Source organism: Salinibacterium sp. GXW1014 (genome assembly GCF_044769865.1).
Classification (GTDB): domain Bacteria; phylum Actinomycetota; class Actinomycetes; order Actinomycetales; family Microbacteriaceae; genus Homoserinimonas.
This window is the reverse complement of sequence record NZ_JBIZWA010000001.1, coordinates 1,243,963-1,260,448: the sequence shown is the minus strand read 5'-3', so window position 1 is coordinate 1,260,448 and position 16,486 is coordinate 1,243,963. Positions and strand designations below refer to the sequence as shown.

14 protein-coding genes are annotated in these 16,486 nt (G+C 69.2%); 1 reads left to right on the top strand and 13 read right to left on the bottom strand.

The features are described 5' to 3' along the window. Positions 1-64 precede the first annotated feature (64 nt). The 10 genes from ACIQK7_RS06305 to ACIQK7_RS06260 form a co-directional block, all read right to left on the bottom strand. Positions 65-1,531 (bottom strand): aldehyde dehydrogenase family protein, encoded by a 1,467-nt coding sequence (locus tag ACIQK7_RS06305; RefSeq protein WP_403022323.1) that lies wholly within the window; start codon positions 1,529-1,531, stop codon positions 65-67. 8 nt (positions 1,532-1,539) lie between these two features. Beyond that, positions 1,540-2,343 carry an enoyl-CoA hydratase/isomerase family protein gene (locus tag ACIQK7_RS06300; protein ID WP_403022321.1) on the bottom strand — a complete coding sequence of 268 codons (804 nt, stop codon included), beginning with the start codon at positions 2,341-2,343 and terminating at the stop codon, positions 1,540-1,542. Beyond that, positions 2,340-3,554, bottom strand: a complete 1,215-nt coding sequence (locus ACIQK7_RS06295; RefSeq protein WP_403022319.1) for a CaiB/BaiF CoA transferase family protein — start codon at positions 3,552-3,554, stop codon at positions 2,340-2,342. Before ACIQK7_RS06295 ends, ACIQK7_RS06300 begins: the two co-directional genes overlap by 4 nt. After that, positions 3,554-4,696 (bottom strand): citramalate synthase, encoded by a 1,143-nt coding sequence (locus ACIQK7_RS06290; protein WP_403022317.1) that lies wholly within the window; start codon positions 4,694-4,696, stop codon positions 3,554-3,556. Before ACIQK7_RS06290 ends, ACIQK7_RS06295 begins: the two co-directional genes overlap by 1 nt. Next, positions 4,693-6,090, bottom strand: a complete 1,398-nt coding sequence (locus ACIQK7_RS06285) for an MmgE/PrpD family protein (protein WP_403022315.1) — start codon at positions 6,088-6,090, stop codon at positions 4,693-4,695. Before ACIQK7_RS06285 ends, ACIQK7_RS06290 begins: the two co-directional genes overlap by 4 nt. 5 nt (positions 6,091-6,095) lie before the next feature. Beyond that, a complete protein-coding gene (locus tag ACIQK7_RS06280) occupies positions 6,096-7,283 on the bottom strand; it encodes an acyl-CoA dehydrogenase family protein (RefSeq protein ID WP_325210031.1) in 1,188 nt (395 codons plus the stop codon). Between the two features lie 69 nt (positions 7,284-7,352). Further along, a complete protein-coding gene (locus ACIQK7_RS06275) occupies positions 7,353-8,777 on the bottom strand; it encodes an MmgE/PrpD family protein (RefSeq protein WP_403022313.1) in 1,425 nt (474 codons plus the stop codon). Continuing rightward, positions 8,774-9,610, bottom strand: a complete 837-nt coding sequence (locus ACIQK7_RS06270; RefSeq protein WP_403022311.1) for a cyclase family protein — start codon at positions 9,608-9,610, stop codon at positions 8,774-8,776. The genes ACIQK7_RS06275 and ACIQK7_RS06270 overlap by 4 nt, the downstream gene beginning before the upstream one ends. Next, the gene (locus ACIQK7_RS06265; RefSeq protein WP_403022310.1) at positions 9,607-10,476 is read right to left on the bottom strand and encodes an HpcH/HpaI aldolase/citrate lyase family protein; all 870 of its coding nucleotides are present in this window, start codon (positions 10,474-10,476) and stop codon (positions 9,607-9,609) included. Before ACIQK7_RS06265 ends, ACIQK7_RS06270 begins: the two co-directional genes overlap by 4 nt. Further along, on the bottom strand, positions 10,476-11,711 hold the full coding sequence (locus ACIQK7_RS06260) for a CaiB/BaiF CoA transferase family protein (RefSeq protein WP_403022308.1): 1,236 nt from the start codon (positions 11,709-11,711) through the stop codon (positions 10,476-10,478). The genes ACIQK7_RS06265 and ACIQK7_RS06260 overlap by 1 nt, the downstream gene beginning before the upstream one ends. A 218-nt stretch (positions 11,712-11,929) precedes the next feature. Here ACIQK7_RS06260 and ACIQK7_RS06255 point away from each other — a divergent pair, with 218 nt between their 5' ends. Then, complete coding sequence (locus ACIQK7_RS06255) at positions 11,930-13,141, top strand: FAD-dependent monooxygenase (protein ID WP_325210026.1); 1,212 nt, start codon at positions 11,930-11,932, stop codon at positions 13,139-13,141. Between the two features lie 16 nt (positions 13,142-13,157). Here ACIQK7_RS06255 and ACIQK7_RS06250 read toward each other — a convergent pair whose 3' ends face one another. The 3 genes from ACIQK7_RS06250 to ACIQK7_RS06240 form a co-directional block, all read right to left on the bottom strand. Further along, the gene (locus ACIQK7_RS06250; protein ID WP_403022306.1) at positions 13,158-13,913 is read right to left on the bottom strand and encodes an IclR family transcriptional regulator; all 756 of its coding nucleotides are present in this window, start codon (positions 13,911-13,913) and stop codon (positions 13,158-13,160) included. 82 nt (positions 13,914-13,995) lie between these two features. Further along, positions 13,996-15,285, bottom strand: coding sequence for an MFS transporter (locus ACIQK7_RS06245; protein ID WP_403022304.1), 1,290 nt, complete (start codon positions 15,283-15,285; stop codon positions 13,996-13,998). 91 nt (positions 15,286-15,376) lie between these two features. Continuing rightward, positions 15,377-16,477, bottom strand: coding sequence for an ABC transporter substrate-binding protein (locus ACIQK7_RS06240; RefSeq protein ID WP_403022302.1), 1,101 nt, complete (start codon positions 16,475-16,477; stop codon positions 15,377-15,379). Between the last annotated feature and the right edge of the window lie 9 nt (positions 16,478-16,486).

Genomic DNA, 16,486 nt, shown 5'->3' with positions numbered 1-16,486 from the left:
AGTCCTGAATTGGGAAAGCGGAAGGGGCCGGCATCCAGTGGATGCCGACCCCTTCTCCTCTTAATTAAGAGGGGAGCTTGTAGGTCTCGATCTCGGAGCGCACCGTGACCCACTGGGTCTCGGTGAAGGCCTCGAAGTTCGCGCCCGGCCCGCCGAAGCGTGAGCCGTTTCCGGATGCTCCCATGCCGCCGAAGGGCGCGCTCGCCTCGTCGCCGACCGTCTGCTCGTTGACGTGCACGACACCGCTGCGGATCTGGTCGGACACATCCATCGCGAGTCCCGCGTCGCCCAGGATCGCGACCGAGAGACCGTATTCGCTCGCGTTGACGAGCTCGATGGCCTCCTCGATCGTGCTGTAGGAGGTGACGGGGGCGACGGGTCCGAAGATCTCGTCCTTCCACACCGACATCTCGGGGCGCACCCCGCTCAGCACGGTCGGGCGGAAGCACCGCCCCTCGGCGGGGCCTCCTGTCACCAGCTGCGCGCCGCCCGCGACAGCGTCATCGACGATGCCGCGCACGGCCGAGAACTGGCGGTCGTCGATGATGGGGCCCATCTGCACGCCCTCCTCGGCGAAGGGGTCGCCCACGCGCACGGCGTCTGCGATAGCGCCGAGCTTGGCGACGTACTCGTCGACCTGCGACTCGTGCACGAGGTGACGACCGGCCGCCTGGCAGATCTGGCCCTGGTGCAGGAACGACCCGAAGGCGCCCGCCGCCGCCGCCTTGTCGAGGTCGGCACCGGGGAGCACGATGATGGCGTTGTTGCCACCCAGTTCGAGGTGGGCACGCTTCATGTGCTCGGCTGCGGCCTTACCCACGTGGCGCCCGGCCGCGGTCGAGCCCGTGAAGGAGATGACGCGCACCTCGGGGGCGCTCACGACGGCAGCACCGACATCCGCCCCACCGGGCAGCACCTGCAGCACGCCCTCGGGGAGGCCCGCCTCCTCGAAGACGCGCTGGATGACGACACCGCCGCACACGGAGGTGCGGGGGTCCGGTTTGAGCAGCACCGCGTTGCCGAGGGCGAGCGCGGGGGCGACGGAACGGATCGCGAGCGTCAGCGGGTAGTTGAACGGTGCGATGACCGAGACGACCCCCGCCGGTACACGGCGCGCGATCGACCAGCGCGGCTTGTTGGTCGTGAGCACCTCGCCGTGCGGGTGGGCGGGCAGGGCCGCCCCCTCACGGCACTCGCTGATGGCGGCGAGCACCTCGGTGCCCGCCTTGGCCCAGGTGCCGCCGCTCTCGCGCACGATCCAGGGCTTGATGAGCTCGGCATCCCGCTCGAAGATGTCGCCCGCCTTGCGCAGCACGGTCGCGCGGGCGGCCGGCGTCATGCGAGCCCACTCGCGCTGTGCGCGGTCGGCACGGCGCGAGGCCTCGGCGACCTGCTCGAGCGAGGCGGTGCCAAGAGTGCCGATCACGGCACCCGTCGCAGCCTCGGTCACCTCGAGCGGCTCGCCGTCACCGGCGACCCATCCGCCCGCGGCGATCTTGCCGGTCCACACGTCTGCGTCGAGCAGGCTCATGACGTCTCCTATTTGTTCTTCCACTGGGGTGCGCGCTTCTCAACGAACGCGGCGACGCCCTCGGCGCGGTCCTCGCTCGTGTAGGGGTTGGGGCCCACGTTGAGGCGCAGCGCCGAGGCGAGGGGCAGGCCCCAGCCCTTGACGGCCATCTCCTTGTAGCGACGCGTGGAGACGGGCGAGTTCGCGACGATGCTGCGCACGTAGGCCTCGACCTCCTCCTCGAAGGATTCCCGCGAGACGACCTTGTTGACGAGGCCGATCTGGGCGGCCTCCTCGACGGGGACCATACGGCCCGTGTAGAGCATGTCCATCGCGTAGCCGCGGGGAACGAGGCGGGGCAGCACGATGGAGCCGAAGTTGGCCCCCATGCCGCGCTTCGCCTCGGTGAGCCCGATCGTCGTGCCCTCGACGGCGATACGGATGTCGGCGGCGAGCGCGATCTCGCATCCGCCTGCGAGCGCGTGCCCGTTGATGGCGGCGATGACGGGCTTGTAGGTCTCGACGATCACCTCGAGCATGGCGCGGTGCACGCCCGTCATGGGCGTGTGCACCTGGCGGCCGGCCTTGGCGATCGAGTTCATCTCCTTGAGGTCACCGCCGGCGCAGAACGCCTTGTCGCCGGTTCCCGTGATGACGACGGCCCAGACATCCGGGTCTTCGCCCGCTTCAACGAAGGCCTCGAGCAGCAGCTGCACGGTGTGACGGCTCATGGCGTTGCGCCGCTCGGGGCGGTTGATCGTGATGCGCGCGACGTGGTCGGTGACCTCGTAGAGCACCTCGTCGGGGGTGCCAGCGATAAGTCCGTCACTCATGCTGCGTCTCCTTCTGCGATCTCAATGACGCCCGCCTCAAGGAGGGCGTCGATGTCGGATGCCTCGATGCCGAGTTCTGCCAGCACGGAGGCCGTGTCAGCACCAACGGCCGGGGGCGCGTTGGTGTGCTCAAGGTATTCCCCGTCGAAGGTGATGGGGGTGTTGACGATCGTGAACTCGCCGAGCTGCGGGTGCTCCATCTCCTCCAGCTGGCCGATGGCCTGCACCTGCGGGTCGACGATGACCTTGTCGAGCGTGTTGACGGCCGCGTGGGGCACGTTGGCCTTGTCGAGCCGCTCGATGAGCTCGTCCATCGTGAAGCGCGACGTGGCCGCACCGAGTCGCTCATTGACGACGCCGCGGTTGTTGACGCGCGTGACGTTGTCGGCGAACTCGGGCACATCCTTCAGTTCCGGCGCCTCGATCGCGTCGAGGAGGCGGTAGAGGGTGTCGTTGTTGCCGCAGGAGAGGAAGACGTAGCCGTCGGATGCCGGGTAGGCGCCGTTGGGCACGTTGCCGCGGAAGCCGGAGCCGAGGCGCTTGGGCACGGGGCTTCCTGCCGCGACGCTCATGAGCGGAGTCGCGACCCAGGCGAGGGCGGTCTGCAGCAGCGAAACTTCGAGGTGCACGCCCTCACCCGTCTGGTCACGGCGACGGAGTGCGTCGAAAACGCCGAGCGCGATCCACATGCCCGTGCCCATGTCCATCATCGACAGCGGCACGCGGGCGGGCGCGCCCCCCTCCTCGCCCGTCATGGCGACGACACCGGAGTAGGCCTGCAGCATCGCGTCGTAGGCGGGCTGCTCGGCGCGGGGGCCCGTGCGGCCGTAGCCGCTCATGTCGGCGTAGATGACACGGGGGTTGATCTCGTGGATCCGCTCCCAGGAGAAGCCAGCCTTGGCGAGTGCGCCGGGGCGGAGGTTCTGCACGAGCACATCGGCCGAGGCGATGAGGTCTTCGAGGACCTTCTTGCCCTTCTCGTCCTTGTAGTTGACGACGACCGACTTCTTGTTGCGGTTGAGCGAGAGGAAGGTGACCGAGACGCCCTTGCTGAGCGGCGCCCAGGCGCGGGCGTCGTCGCCGCCCCCGAGCCGCTCGACCTTGATGACCTCGGCGCCGAAGTCGGCGAGGACCTGGCAGCCGTAGGGCACCGCGACACTCGTGCCGATCTCGATGACGCGAATCCCCTTGAGGGAACCTGGCGTGCTCATCAGTTGCTCTCCTTCTCTGCGGCGAGCCGCGCTTCGTACTCGTCGCGAGCGGGGGATTTCACCGGCTCGCGGTAGGGCGACATGGCGCCCTCATAGACCGAGGGTCCCTTGCGGAAGTGGGATGCCTGCTCGAAGGTCTCGATGAAGGGCATGTCCATGGGGTAGACGTCGGCCCCCGTGGGGCGCGGTCCCGCGGCGGTGACCTTCGACCACAGTTCGTGCCCGACGACCTCCTCGGCGATGACGCCGGCCTCGATCAGCTTCGCGAGGTCGACGCCCGTCTCGACGCCCTCGGACTCGAGCAGGTGCACGAAGTCCTCGGTCGGGATCATGCGGGTCGCGCGGCCATTGCCGCAGTAGGGGCATCCGCCCATTCCGCCGATCGCGGTGTCGATCTGGAGGGTGTGGCGCTCATCGAGCTCCTCCATCGCGACGTAGGCCGACAGCATCGCCATGCCGCGGGCGTCGTGGAGGTGCAGGTGGTAGTCCTTCACCTCGGGCCAAGTGGCGACGAGGCGGCGCATCATCGACCGCACGGCCGAGGGGGTGTTCCAGCTCATGGGGTCGCCCACGTGGATGCGGGTGACGGGCACGCCCGCCTCGGTCCACGCGTCGTACTGCAACTGGAGCAGGCGCATCCGCTCGTCTTCGCTGAACTCGCCGAGCCAGTTCGAGCCCCACGCCGCGTTGACGGAGATCTCGGCGTGCGTGACGCCCTTCTCCTTGGCGGTCGCGACGGCACGCCCGAGCGCGTCGATCTCGTCCTGCTGGCTGATGTTGATGTTGCGGCGCACGAAGACGTCGCACAGGTGGATCTTGCTGCGGCCGAGCGTCGGGTCGGGCAGGCTCAGCTTCTCGCCGTAGGCGTCGCGCCGCTCCGCGCCCTTCTGGTTGAGCACGATCGCGGTGTAGGTGACGCCCTCGACGGGGGTGAAGCCGGCGATCACCTCGTCGACGTTCGCCATCTGCGGCGTCCACTTGGGGCTCACGAAGGCACCGACGTGGATGCGCTTGAGGCCGGTCGCAGAGAGCGCGTCGAGCAGGCGGATCTTCTCGGAGGCCGGGATGTCGGCGCTCTCGATCTGCATGCCCTCGCGCATCCCCTCCTCGAGGATGCTGATGGTGGGTCGTCCCTTGGTCATTCGGTGCTCCTCTTCGGGATGGACGATGTGAATGCGGCGCCCGGTTCGGCGCTGATGGCGGCGATGATGCGGTCGGCCGTCTCGCTGTCGTAACCACCGGCCGCGCAGCAGTCGAGGAACTTGCCGCGGAGCTCGTCATCGCTGAGCGGGTCGGCTGCGAGCCCGTGGGTGACCTCGGTGCGCGAGACCTGGGTGCTGCCGTCGGGGAAGGTGACCTCGACGACGGAGTAGCCCGTGTCGAACTCGGCCGGGCCGTGGGGCGGCACGGCGCTCTCGCCGATCTCGACACGGCGCAGCAGCGCTTGCGCCTCCTCGTCGGCGAAGGTCGCGTCGGTGAAGTCGTCGAGCGTCACGTCACCGCGCAGCCACGCGACCGCGAGCGTGTACTCGAGGCTGAACTTGCCCTGCGTGCCGGTCGCCGGAAGGCCGGGGCGGAGCGCCCGCGTGCCCCGAGGATGCACCGTTGCGGTGATGCGCGTCGGCATCGCTGCGAGCGGCGCGGTCTCGCGCAGGCTGAGCATGGCGTCGATGCTGCGGTGGGTGCCGTAGCAGCTCGGGTAGCGCTTGAGGCCGGCGTCACTCGGCCAGGCATCCGCCCAGTATTCGAGGCGCTCCCCCAACGCCTGCCCGGCGGAACCGACGGGCGCGACCTCCTGGTCGCCGTAGCGCTCGAGAAAGCCGTTCGGCGCATCCAGCTCATCCGGGTTGGCGGTGAAGCCGTCCTCGGCGAGCTCGAGTGCCATGACGGCGTCGCGGGCGGCGGCACCCGCGTGGAAGGGCTTGGTCATGGTGCCGAAGTTGACGCGGCTGCCCGCCGTGAGCGAGGCGACGATGCCGAGGGCGTTCCTGACGGTGCCGGCATCGGATGCGACGAGTCGCCCGAGTGCGGCGACCGTCGCGAGGCGACCCACGGTCGAGGTGGAGTGCCAGCCGCGCGCGTAGTGCACGTGCTGCGGGAGCACGTCGGCGACGGCACGGAAGACGGCGGAGCCGACCTCGTAGGCCTCGATGAAGCGTTCGCTGCTCGTGCCGCGCGCCTCAGCGACCGCGACGAGGGCGGGCATGAGCACGGCGGCCGGATGCAGCGGCATCGACGGCGAGATGTCGTCGTAGTCGAGCAGGTGGGCGGCGTTGCCGTTGACGAGTGCCGCCATGGAGGGCGTCGTGGTCTCCCCCGACGTCCAGACGGTCGACGGCCCGTAGGGCGACTCGCGTCGCGCCCAGGTGCGCAGGATGCGGTCTCCCTCCGCGCCTGAGGCGCCGAGGGAGACCGCAACCGTGTCGACCAGCGCACGCGTCACGGCCTCACTGTGATCTTCGGATGCGAGGACCCCTGAGACGGCGAACTCCGCCAGGACCTCCGTCGCTCCCGGTTCGGTGGCTGATTCGACCATGGTGATCAGAACGACTTCGGCAGCCCAAGCGTGCCGTGGGCGATACCCGCGAGCACGATGTTGTTGCTGATCGGCGCCGTGCGGGGCAGGCGAGCACCACGCCAGGCGCGCTCGATGCCGTACTCCTCTGCCGCGGCGTAGCCACCGAAGGTGTCGAACGCGGCCTCGGCGGCAGCCCACAGTGCTTCGGAAGCAAGGAGCTTCGCGCCGTTGACCTCGAAGCGGGGGTTGTCGCCCGCCGCGTACATCTCGGCGGCACGCCAGCGCATGAGCGAGGCGGCCTGCAGCTGCGCGTAGGCACGGGCGATCGGGATCTGGATGGCCTGGTTCATGCCGATCTTGCGACCGAAGACCTCACGCTCGTTGGCGTACTGCACGGCGCGGTCGAGCAGGTAGAAGCCGGCGCCGATGTACTCGCTCGTGACGATGACGCGCTCGGAGTTCATGCCCGAGAGGATGACCTTGAAGCCCTTGCCCTCCTCGCCGATGCGGTTGGCGACGGGCACGCGGAGGTCGCGGATCGCGAGCTCGTTGGTCTCGTGGTTGACCATCGTCTTGATGGGGGTCGCGACGATCTGGCCGCTCTCGATCGCCTTGTTGAGGTCGACCAACAGCACCGTGAAGCCGTCGGAGGGCTTGGTCGCGTCCTCGCGCTTGGTCGTGCGCGTCAGGAGGAGCAACAGGTCGGAGTGCTGCACGCGGGAGATGAAGATCTTGTTGCCGTTGACGACGTACTCGTCGCCGTCGCGCACCGCGAAGGTCTTGATGCGGGTCGTGTCGGAACCGGCGTCGGGCTCCGTCACACCGAAGGACTGCAGGCGCAGCTCACCGGAGGCGATCTTGGGCAGGTACTCCGCCTTCTGCTCGTCGGAGCCGTGGCGCAGGATGGCGCCCATCGTGTACATGCCCGCGCGGACGGCACCAGCGTGGCATCCGTTGCGCTCGATCTGCTCGAGCACGACCGCGGCGTCGCGGATGTCGGCGCCACCCCCGCCGTACTCCTCGGGAATGAGCATGCTCATCCAGCCCTGCTCATAGACGGCGTCGACGAACTCCTCGGGGTAGGTGCTGTCAGCGTCGTGCTTGCGCCAGTACTCGTTGTCGAACGGCTCGCACAGGTCGTCGATGGCCTCGCGGATGGCGATCTGCTCTTCGGTGAGGCTGAACGCGGAGGACTCGATCTTGTCTGCCATGGGGTGCTCCTTTACAGGGGTGGTTACGGTAAGCGAACCGGAGGTTCGCGATGGATCAAAGCGCGCGTATCACGCTGCGGAATTGGATTCTGCAAAGTCGAGGCCGCTGAAGACGCTGCGAACGCTCGCCGCGCCATCGAGGCCCGTGATGGCGTCGCGCAGGGCGCCCGCGCGCTGCTCGCCGAGCGCGCGCACGTTCAGGTCGAACTTGAGCTGCACCTGCTCCGGCTGGATGGGACGCAGCGCGGTGCCGAGGTTGGCCATGACCCGCTCCTCGATGACCGAGCCATCGGCCATGTGCACGCGTGCGATCGTGGGCAGGCGCTCGGGGTAGAGCGACTCGACCTCCTCGTCACGCACGTAGTGCACCTTCTCGGAGAGGGTGCGCACGAAGGGGTCGTCGAGCGCCTCCTGCGTGAAGTCGTCGAGGTAGAGCCCCAGGCCGGAGCCGCCCCGCCAGGCCATCGCGAAGGTCAGCGGCCCGCTGAACTGGGCGTGGTACGGGCTCTGCGGGCGCAGTTTCGCCTCACGCGGCTCGGCGATCGTGCGCGTGACCGACATCGGCACGGAGAGGTCGATGCGCTCGATCGAGTCGATATCGATGCCGCGCTTGGAGAGCAGCATGGCCGCGTCGATTCCCGTGTGGGTGAAGACGTTGGTCGGATAGGGCTTGATGAAGCACTTGTCGAGCTCCCACTCCTCGCCGAGGCCCGCCATGAAGCCCTCGTCGATGGGGTGCAGGCCCGTGAACGCCTGGAAGAAGCCGAAGCGACCCTCGAGCACGGTGTCGGGTGCCGTGATGCCCTGGCGTGCGAACTGTGCTGCCGTGACCCCCGCGTGGGCGGCCCATCCGCAGTGCACGCGCTTGACCGAGCCGCCGTTGCGATTGGCTTCCAGGATGCCGCTGCCCATGCTGGCGGCGATGCCGAGTGCGTGACGCGTGGTCGCGGCGTCCAGTCCGAGGGCGACCGCCGCGGCCGCAGCGGAACCGATCGCGCCACAGAGGGAGGTCGCGTGGATGCCGCGCTCGAAGAAGACATTGTTGCCGAGCTCGGGGTCGTCCGCCGCGTTGCCCAGTCGGATCGCGATCTCGTTGCCGGCGGCGACGGCGGCGAGCAGGGTGCGGCCGTCGACATCCGCCACCTCGGCTGCGGCGAGCGCGGCGGGAACGGCGGATGCGCTGGGGTGCAGGATCGAGGGCAGGTGCGTGTCGTCGAAGTCCAGTGCATGGGCGGCCGTGCCGTTGACGAGCGCGGCGGTCGGCGCCGGCACGCGGTCGGCGAAGCCGAGGAGCGTGGCCTGCGGGTTGCCACCCCACTCGCGGGCGAGGGCGACGGCGGCCTGCACGGGCTCGGTGTCGCGGGCCGCGATGGAGATGCCGACCGTGTCGATGAGGCGATCGCGCGAGTCGTCGGCGATGCGCTGCGGCAGCTCGGCGGCGGTCGCCACCGCGAACTCGGCAAGTCGAGCGCTGAGGGTTGTCACGTCGGTCATTCGGTCACCTCGAAGACGGCCATGGGGCGAACGGGCGAACCGGTCGCGCCCAGGAGGGGCAGGGGGGAGAGGATGAAGTCGAAGATGCGCTCGCCACGCTCGGCGAGCGCCTCGAGGTTGAGCATCTCGATAATGGGCACGCCCTGCTCGACGAGCATGAGGCGGTGCACGGGGAGGCGCGCGTGGCCCTCCCCCGCGGGGATGTGCTCGAAGGCGGTCGTGTCGCTGCCGACGAAGCGCGGCTCGTGGCCGGCAAGCCAGGTGCCGCCGTCGAGGTTGGGGCCGGGCACGCCCGAGTCGTGGCCGACAAAGGCGGCACCCTGTTCCCAGAGCTGGGTCCAGCCGGTGCGCACGAGCAGCGCGGCACCCTTGGGCACCGAGTCCTCACCGTCGGGCAGGAGTGCCGCGGCCGCCGCGAGGTCGTCAGCGGTCACCGGATGCGCGGGATCAAGCCGCTGCACCCCGAGCGCACGCGGCACGTCGAGCAGCACGCCCGGCACGATCGCCGGGCCAATGGTCTCGACGCCGTGGCTCGTGAAGCGGCCGGTGCTCTGCGCCTCCTCGGCGCTGACACCGTCATGCAGCATCCCGTCGGCGCTGATGTGGGAGAGCGCGTCGACGTGCGTGCCCGTGTGGGTGCCGAGGAAGAGCATGTCGTTGGCGCCGGAGGTGCCGTCGACGCGCACACTGTCGCCGTGGCGACGCATGAGGGCGTGCCGGTAGCCCGGGTGGCTGGGCGAGGTGGGGATGGCCTGGTGCAGCTGGTGGCCGAGGTCGACGATCTCGACGCGCGAGCCGTTGGCACGCGTGCCGTGGTGCAGTCGCGAGGTCACGATGCGCTCCTTTCGGCGAGGGCCGCGATGGTCTGGGCCTGGCGGATGACAGGCATGTCGATGAAGGAGCCGTCGGCGAGGGTTGCGACGCCGCTGCCCGAGGTGTCCATGCCCTCGGCGCGCTCGAGCACGGAGCGTGCCCACTCGACGTCGGCCGCGCTCGGCTGGAACGCGGCACGCACCGTCTCGACCTGCTTGGGGTGGATGCAGCTGCGGCCACGGAAGCCGAGCTCACGCTGCCGTGCGCAGTCGGCGGCGAGGGCATCCGTGTCGGTGACGTTGACGAAGGCGCTCGCGAGGGGCGAGGGGAGCCCGGCGGCGCGTGCCGCGAGCACGACCGTGAGGCGCGAGAGCAGCAGGCCGTCGGCGCTCGCGAGGTCGCGGCCCAGGCCGAGGTCGGCGCGCAGGTCGGCCTCGCCCAGCATGAGCGAGTGCACGCCCTCGACGGCGGCGATCTCATGGGCGTCACGGATGGCGCGCGCGGTCTCGAGCTGCACGATGAGCCGGCGCTCGATGCCCCAGTGGGCGGTCGCTTCGGCGGCACGGCGGGCTTCGTCGGCGCTGTCGACCTTGGCGACGCGGATGGCCGAGACGGCCCCGCGCCGCACGAGCGGCGTCACGGCCGCGATGTCGGCGTCGAAGTGCTCGGTCGAGGGTGCGTTCACGCGCACGACGGTGGGCACTCCGAGGCCATCACCGACGGCGGCGTCGAGGCCCGCACGGGCGGCGGCCTTCTCGTCGGCGTGCACGGCATCCTCGAGGTCGATCACGACACCATCAGCGGATGCCGCGGCCTTCGCGAAGCGATCGGTGCGCGTCGCCGGCACATAGAGCCAGGCGAGTGCGAGTTCCCAGTCGGCGGACATCAGACGGCGCCCTCCTCGCGGAGTCGCGCGATCTCCTCGGCGCTGTAGCCGAGCCCGGCGAGCACCTCGTCGGTGTCGGCGCCGTGCCCGCGACCCGTGTGGCGGATGCCACCTGGCGTCTCCGACATGCGGAAGAGCACGTTCTGCATGCGCACCCGGCCGAGGTTGGGATCGTCCACGGCGGCGATCGTGCCGATGTGGTTGAGCTGTGGGTCTTCGATCACCTGCGACATGTCGTAGACGGGGGCGATCGCCGCCTCCGCCTTCTCGAACTCGGCGATGACCTCGCCCATGGGGCGGGCGCGGATCCAGTCGGCGACGGCGCCGTCGATCTCGTCGGCGCGCTTGGCCCGCTCGACGCCGGAGCCGAACCAGGGCTCGTCGACCATGTCGGCGCGGCCCACGAGGCGCATGACGCGCTCCGCGATCGAGGTCGAGCTCGACGAGATCGCGACCCAGTGGTCATCGGCCGTCAGGTAGGTGTTGCGGGGCGCGTTGTTCTCGGAACGGTTGCCCGAGCGGCGCGTGATGTAGCCGAGCTGGTCGTAGGCGAGCAGCTGCGGGCCGAGCATCGCGAGGATCGGCTCGATGATCGCGAGGTCGATGACCTGGCCCTTGCCCGTGCGCGTGCGGTTGTGCACGGCGGTGAGGGTCGCGATCGCGGCGGCGAGGCCCGCGATGTTGTCGGCGAGCGCGAGCGGCGGCAGCGTGGGCGGCCCGTCGGGCTGGCCCGTCGAGAATGCGAAGCCGCTCATGGCCTCCGCGAGCGTGCCGTAGGCGGGGCGGCGCGACATGGGGCCGGTCTGCCCGAAGCCCGTGATGCGCACGAGGATGAGGCCGGGGTTCTCGGCGGAGAGGGTCTCGTAGTCGAGGCCCCACTTCTCGAGGGTGCCGGGGCGGAAGTTCTCGATCACGATGTCGGCGTCACGCACGAGACGCAGGAAGACCTCCTTGCCCTCGGGGTTCGAGAGGTTGAGGGTGGCGGTGCGCTTGTTGCGGCCGAGCATGAGCCACCAGAGGCCCTTGCCGTCCTTGCTCTTGCCGTGGGTGCGGGCACCGTCGGGGCGCGTGGGGTGCTCGACCTTGAGCACGTCGGCGCCGAAGTCGGCGAAGATCGTCGCGGCGCTCGGGCCCGCGAAGAGGGTTGCTATGTCGATGACCTTGAGGTCTTCGAGGGGACCGCGGCGGGGCGCCGAATCACCCGACCTCTCGTCGGCTGCGGGGGTGGTGGTCACGATGGATCTCCCAACTCTCGATCGTTCGGGGTCAGCGTAGGCGCGAGTCGTCCTGAGGTGAAGGCATGCTCTCACCTGCTGAGACGAGGTTTTCGCTGCCCGGTTGACGAACCCGGCGTGCGGTATCTATTCTGGCATACCGAATCACATTCTTTCTTACAGAATTGAACCGAACGCCGACTCACACCGTGTCGGCCCGTCCCAAGGAGTTAGGGCCCATGTCAGAACAGCCCACCGAAGTCGATGTCCTGGTCTCCGGCGCCGGCATCGCCGGCCTCGCCACCGCACTCGGACTCGCCCGGGGAGGTCGCAAGGTGCACGTCCTGGAGCGCGCTCCCGAACTTGGCGAGGTGGGTGCCGGCATCCAGCTCGCCCCCAACGCCCTCTCGGCACTCGACAGCCTCGGCGTGCTCGACAAGGTGCTGAAGGATGCCGTCTTCCCCGAGCGCAAGGTCTACCTCGACGCCGTCACGGGCAAGACGATCGGCATCATCGACCTCGGTGACGAGTTCGTGAAGCACTACGGCTACCCCTACGTCGTCGCACACCGCGCCGACCTCCACAGCTCCCTCCTCGAGGGATGCCGCGAGAGCGGCATCGTCGAGGTCGAGACCGACCGCGAGGTCGTCAGCGCCGTCAACCAGCCCGACGGCAAGGTGCTCGTCACGACCCTCAAGGGCCAGACCTACCTGGCCAACGCGGTCATCGGCGCCGACGGCATCCGTTCGCCGCTGCGTGACGCGATCATCGGCGACGAGCTCGTGCCCACCAAGTACGTCGCCTACCGCGGCACCGTGCCCACCGAGATCGTCGGCGAGGACATCACCTCCTCGCCCTCCGTGCTCTGCTGGCTCGGCCCCAACATGCACCTCATCCAGTACCCGCTGCGCAACGGCAAGGTCTACAACAACGTCGCCGTCTTCAAGTCCGACAGCTACAGCCCCGACCACGACAACTGGGGCACGCCCGAGGAACTCGACGCCCGCTTCTCGGTCTGCTGCGAGAGCGTGCAGAACGCCGGCAAGTACCTGAGCCGCGACATCCGCTGGCCCATGTACGACCGCGAGCCCGCCGAGAACTGGGTGGACGGCAACGTCGCCCTCATCGGCGACGCGGCCCACGCCATGGTGCAGTACCTCGCGCAGGGTGGCGCGCAGTCACTCGACGACTCGATCGCGATGGCCGGCGCGCTGCTGAGCTCGGAGAACACCTCCGATGCCTTCGCGGAATACCAGGACCGCCGTGTCGTGCACGCCAACAACATCCAGCGCCTCGCGCGCGTTGCCGGCGAGCTGTTCCACATCGAGGGCATCGGTCGCGAGATCCGCAACTACGCCTTCAAGGACCACGACCCGAAGGACTTCTCGAACCTCGACTGGATGTTCATGCCCCTCGACAAGGCGCCGAAGGTGCGGAACTACCCGGCCTAGGCGACAGCCAGGAGCCTCAGCGGCGCAGCTCGTTCTCGAGCTGCGCCGCTGCTCGTTTCATGGACTCTGCCAGCTCGGGCACGGCATCCGCCGGGATGCGACCGGTCGGGTAGGTGACGCCGATCGCGTACTCGACCGCGCCAGAGGCGCCGCGCACGGGCACCGCGAGGGCGCTGACGCCCGACTCGACCTCACCGTGCTGTTGCATGTAGCCACTCTCGGCGATGGCCGCGAAGTGCTGCTCGATCGCCGCGACATCCGCCTCCGAGCCGGCCGCGCGCACCGCCTTGGCGACCTCCGCGGGGTCGCTGTCTGACAGCAGCACGCGCCCCATGGCACTCAGGTGGGCAGGCTGCGTGTGGCCCGAACGGTCGCCGACCCGCAGCAGGTGCGGGCTCTCCACCGAGAAGAGGGTGCGGGCCGCCGCGCCATCCTCGAGCGCCGCGAGGTGCACGGTCTCGCCGCACTCCTCGACGAGCTCGCGCAGCAGCGGCAGCGCCAACTGCCGGACCCGCTCGATGGGGTTCGTCAGGCGATCGATGGCGTCGCCCGGGTGGTAGACCTTGGTCGCGGGGTCCTGCCGCGCGAAGCCGTGCAGCGCAAGCATCTGCAGCAGCCGGTGCGCGGTCGACGCGGCGACACCGAGGGCGGCTGCCGCCTCACCGATGCGCACACCGCCGGGACGTTCAGCGACAAGCATGAGAAGGCGAAGGGCCTTGTCGACGGAGCCGATGGGGTAGGCAGGCTGGTCCCGCTCGGGTTGCTCGGACATGCTGCGATTCTAGGGGACAGAATGCGATTCCCACTCAATGGGCGCGGGCCGGGTCGCCCGCGCAGCGGCGGATGCCGCGGCGCTACGTTTCCGGGTCGAGCGGCGGCACATCCCGCGGGTCGGCATCCGCCTCATCGAGCAGGCGGAACCCCAGACCCGGCACGAGCATCACGATCGCGGCGATCGCGATGAGGCCAGCACCGAAGATGATCGTGGCGAGTTGCACGCCCCATTCCTCCGCCAGCACGCCCGACACGAGCACGCCCACCGCGATCGATGCCGAAAAGACCATGTGACGGGCGGCCATGACCCGGCCGCGCAGGTGATCGGCGGCCATGAGCTGGATGGCGCTGTTGAGCGTCGCGAACGCCGCAAGGAACGCCGCGCCCACCGCAAGCCCCGCCGCGATGCCCCACCCGAGGGTCGGCACGAGTCCCATGATGATGAGGGCCACGCCGAGCGCGACGAGCGCGGTCGCCGCGCGACGCCCGAACGACCCGCCGCGACCGCGGATGACGGACTGGAAGATCGCGAAGAGCACCGCACCGATGCCGAGGGATGCCGTCAGCATCCCCATGCCGACGGGGCCGGTCTCGAAGACCGTCTCGGCGAAGACGACCGTGAAGGTGAAGATCGGGTTGCCGAGCAGGCCGACGACGCAGCACAGCGCGATCGCGAGGAGCATCGCGCGACTCCGGGCCATGTAGGCGATCGCGTCACGCCACTGGGAGGCGAAGCCGCCGCCGACCGGCACGAGGATGCGCGAGATATGCGGCCGCACGAAGAGCAGGGTCACGACCACGATCACGAAGGAGAGCGCGTTGAAGAAGAAGGCCCACGTCGCCCCCAGCGTCGCGAGCAGCACGCCGGCGATCGCGGGTCCGAGCGCGCGGGCGAGATTGAACTGCAGCGAGTTCAGCGTGACCGCCGAGACGACATCCTCCCGCGGCACGAGGTCGTTGACGAGCGACTGCCACGCCGGGTTATTGATGCCGTTCAGGATGCCGAAGAGCGTCAGGAGCCCCACCAGCACGACGGGCACATGGAACCCCGAGGCCCACTGCAACCACATGAGCAGGGTGATGACACCGAGACCCGCCTGCGTCCAGAGCAGCAGCATCCGCCGGTCCCGGTTGTCGGCGAGGGAGCCGCCCAGCGGCGAGAGCACGAAGGCCGGGCCGAACTGTGCCGCCGCGGCGACGCCCACCCACACGGCGCTGCCGGTCATCTGGTAGAGCACGTAGGGCACCGTGAGGTTGCCGAGCCACGTGCCCGTGCTCGAGATGAGCGCGCCCACCCAGAAAATCGAGTAACTGCGGTGGCGAAACGCGCTCAGGGCGCCCCCGCGGGGTGCACCGGCTACTGCTGACACAGGCTCTCCTGACTGCCGAAGATGAGACGGAACACAGGACTCGGGAGCCCGACACCGTGTGCCGGGCTCCCGAGTTCAGGAGTGCTGCTACTTAGCGACCGAAAGCGGACTTCCAGATCTCCGCGTCAGCCGCGCCGTACTCAAGCTCAGACTCGGCGGGCATGACCCACACCTGGTCGGAGTCGAGCGGCGGCAGGTCGATGCCGGCCGAGACGGGCGGGTCGACGTCGGCGCGGGCCGCGTAGTCACCGACCTGCGAGATGGCCGACTGGCCACGCTTCGAGAGCGCGTAGTTGAGGAACACCTCGGCTGCCTCGGAATTCTTCGCGTCGGCAACCTTGCCAGCGAAGAAGCTGAAGAGCACGAGCCCCTCCTCGGGCACGACCATCATGATCGGCGCGTTGTCCTGCGTCACAGCAACGTTGACGGATGCCGTACCCGCGGTCGCGACGTTGAGCTCGCCACGCGCGAGCGCCTCCTGGCGCTGGCCGCCGCTGTCGAAGACCGTCGGCTTGAGGGCCGCCATCTTGGTCCAGTAGTCGGGGTCGACCTCCTCCTGGATGAAGCGGTTCAGCGCGATGGACGAGCCACCGGCGGTGCCGGTCGTGAGGCCGATCTTGCCCTCGTTGGCCGGGTCGAGCAGGTCCATCCACGACTTCGGCGCGTCCTCTTCAGACACGAGCTGCGTGTTGTAGGCAAAGGTGACCGCGACGTTCGCGAAGGTCGTGAAGTCGCCGCCGTTGTGCTGCAGCTCGTCCTCACCCTCGATGGGCAGCGGGGTGTACGACTCCCAGATGCCCGCCTCGCCGAACTCGTTGGCGACCTTGTAGTCGGAGGTGATGATGACGTCGGCGGGCAGGCGGCCGGCACCGTGCTCAGAGAGCACACGCTCGCTGAGCTTGTTAGTGACGTCGCGCACGTACTCGACCTTGATGCCCGTGTCGGCGGTGAAGGCGTCGTTGAAGGCCTTCTGGTTGGCGTCCTGGTAGCCCGTGTAGAGCGAGAGGGTCTGCTCCTTGGCTGCCTCGTAGGTCTCCTTGTCGGCGATGAGCTCGCCGTCGATGACCAGGCCGTCCTCGACGTTGACGTCGGCGTCACCACTGACGACCGAGTCAGAGTCGCCACTCGCGCAGCCCGTGAGGGCGAGCGCGGCAATGGCGATCGAGGCGAATGCGGTGTTCCTGATTCGCATGCTGTTTCC

Coding starts and splice junctions, on each gene's coding strand:
- ACIQK7_RS06295 (WP_403022319.1), bottom strand. CDS start 3,554: ATGAGCACGCCAGGTTCCCTCAAGGGGATTCGCGTCATCGAGATCGGC.
- ACIQK7_RS06255 (WP_325210026.1), top strand. CDS start 11,930: ATGTCAGAACAGCCCACCGAAGTCGATGTCCTGGTCTCCGGCGCCGGC.
- ACIQK7_RS06275 (WP_403022313.1), bottom strand. CDS start 8,777: ATGACCGACGTGACAACCCTCAGCGCTCGACTTGCCGAGTTCGCGGTG.
- ACIQK7_RS06290 (WP_403022317.1), bottom strand. CDS start 4,696: ATGACCAAGGGACGACCCACCATCAGCATCCTCGAGGAGGGGATGCGC.
- ACIQK7_RS06265 (WP_403022310.1), bottom strand. CDS start 10,476: ATGTCCGCCGACTGGGAACTCGCACTCGCCTGGCTCTATGTGCCGGCG.
- ACIQK7_RS06305 (WP_403022323.1), bottom strand. CDS start 1,531: ATGAGCCTGCTCGACGCAGACGTGTGGACCGGCAAGATCGCCGCGGGC.
- ACIQK7_RS06250 (WP_403022306.1), bottom strand. CDS start 13,913: ATGTCCGAGCAACCCGAGCGGGACCAGCCTGCCTACCCCATCGGCTCC.
- ACIQK7_RS06300 (WP_403022321.1), bottom strand. CDS start 2,343: ATGAGTGACGGACTTATCGCTGGCACCCCCGACGAGGTGCTCTACGAG.
- ACIQK7_RS06280 (WP_325210031.1), bottom strand. CDS start 7,283: ATGGCAGACAAGATCGAGTCCTCCGCGTTCAGCCTCACCGAAGAGCAG.
- ACIQK7_RS06285 (WP_403022315.1), bottom strand. CDS start 6,090: ATGGTCGAATCAGCCACCGAACCGGGAGCGACGGAGGTCCTGGCGGAG.
- ACIQK7_RS06240 (WP_403022302.1), bottom strand. CDS start 16,477: ATGCGAATCAGGAACACCGCATTCGCCTCGATCGCCATTGCCGCGCTC.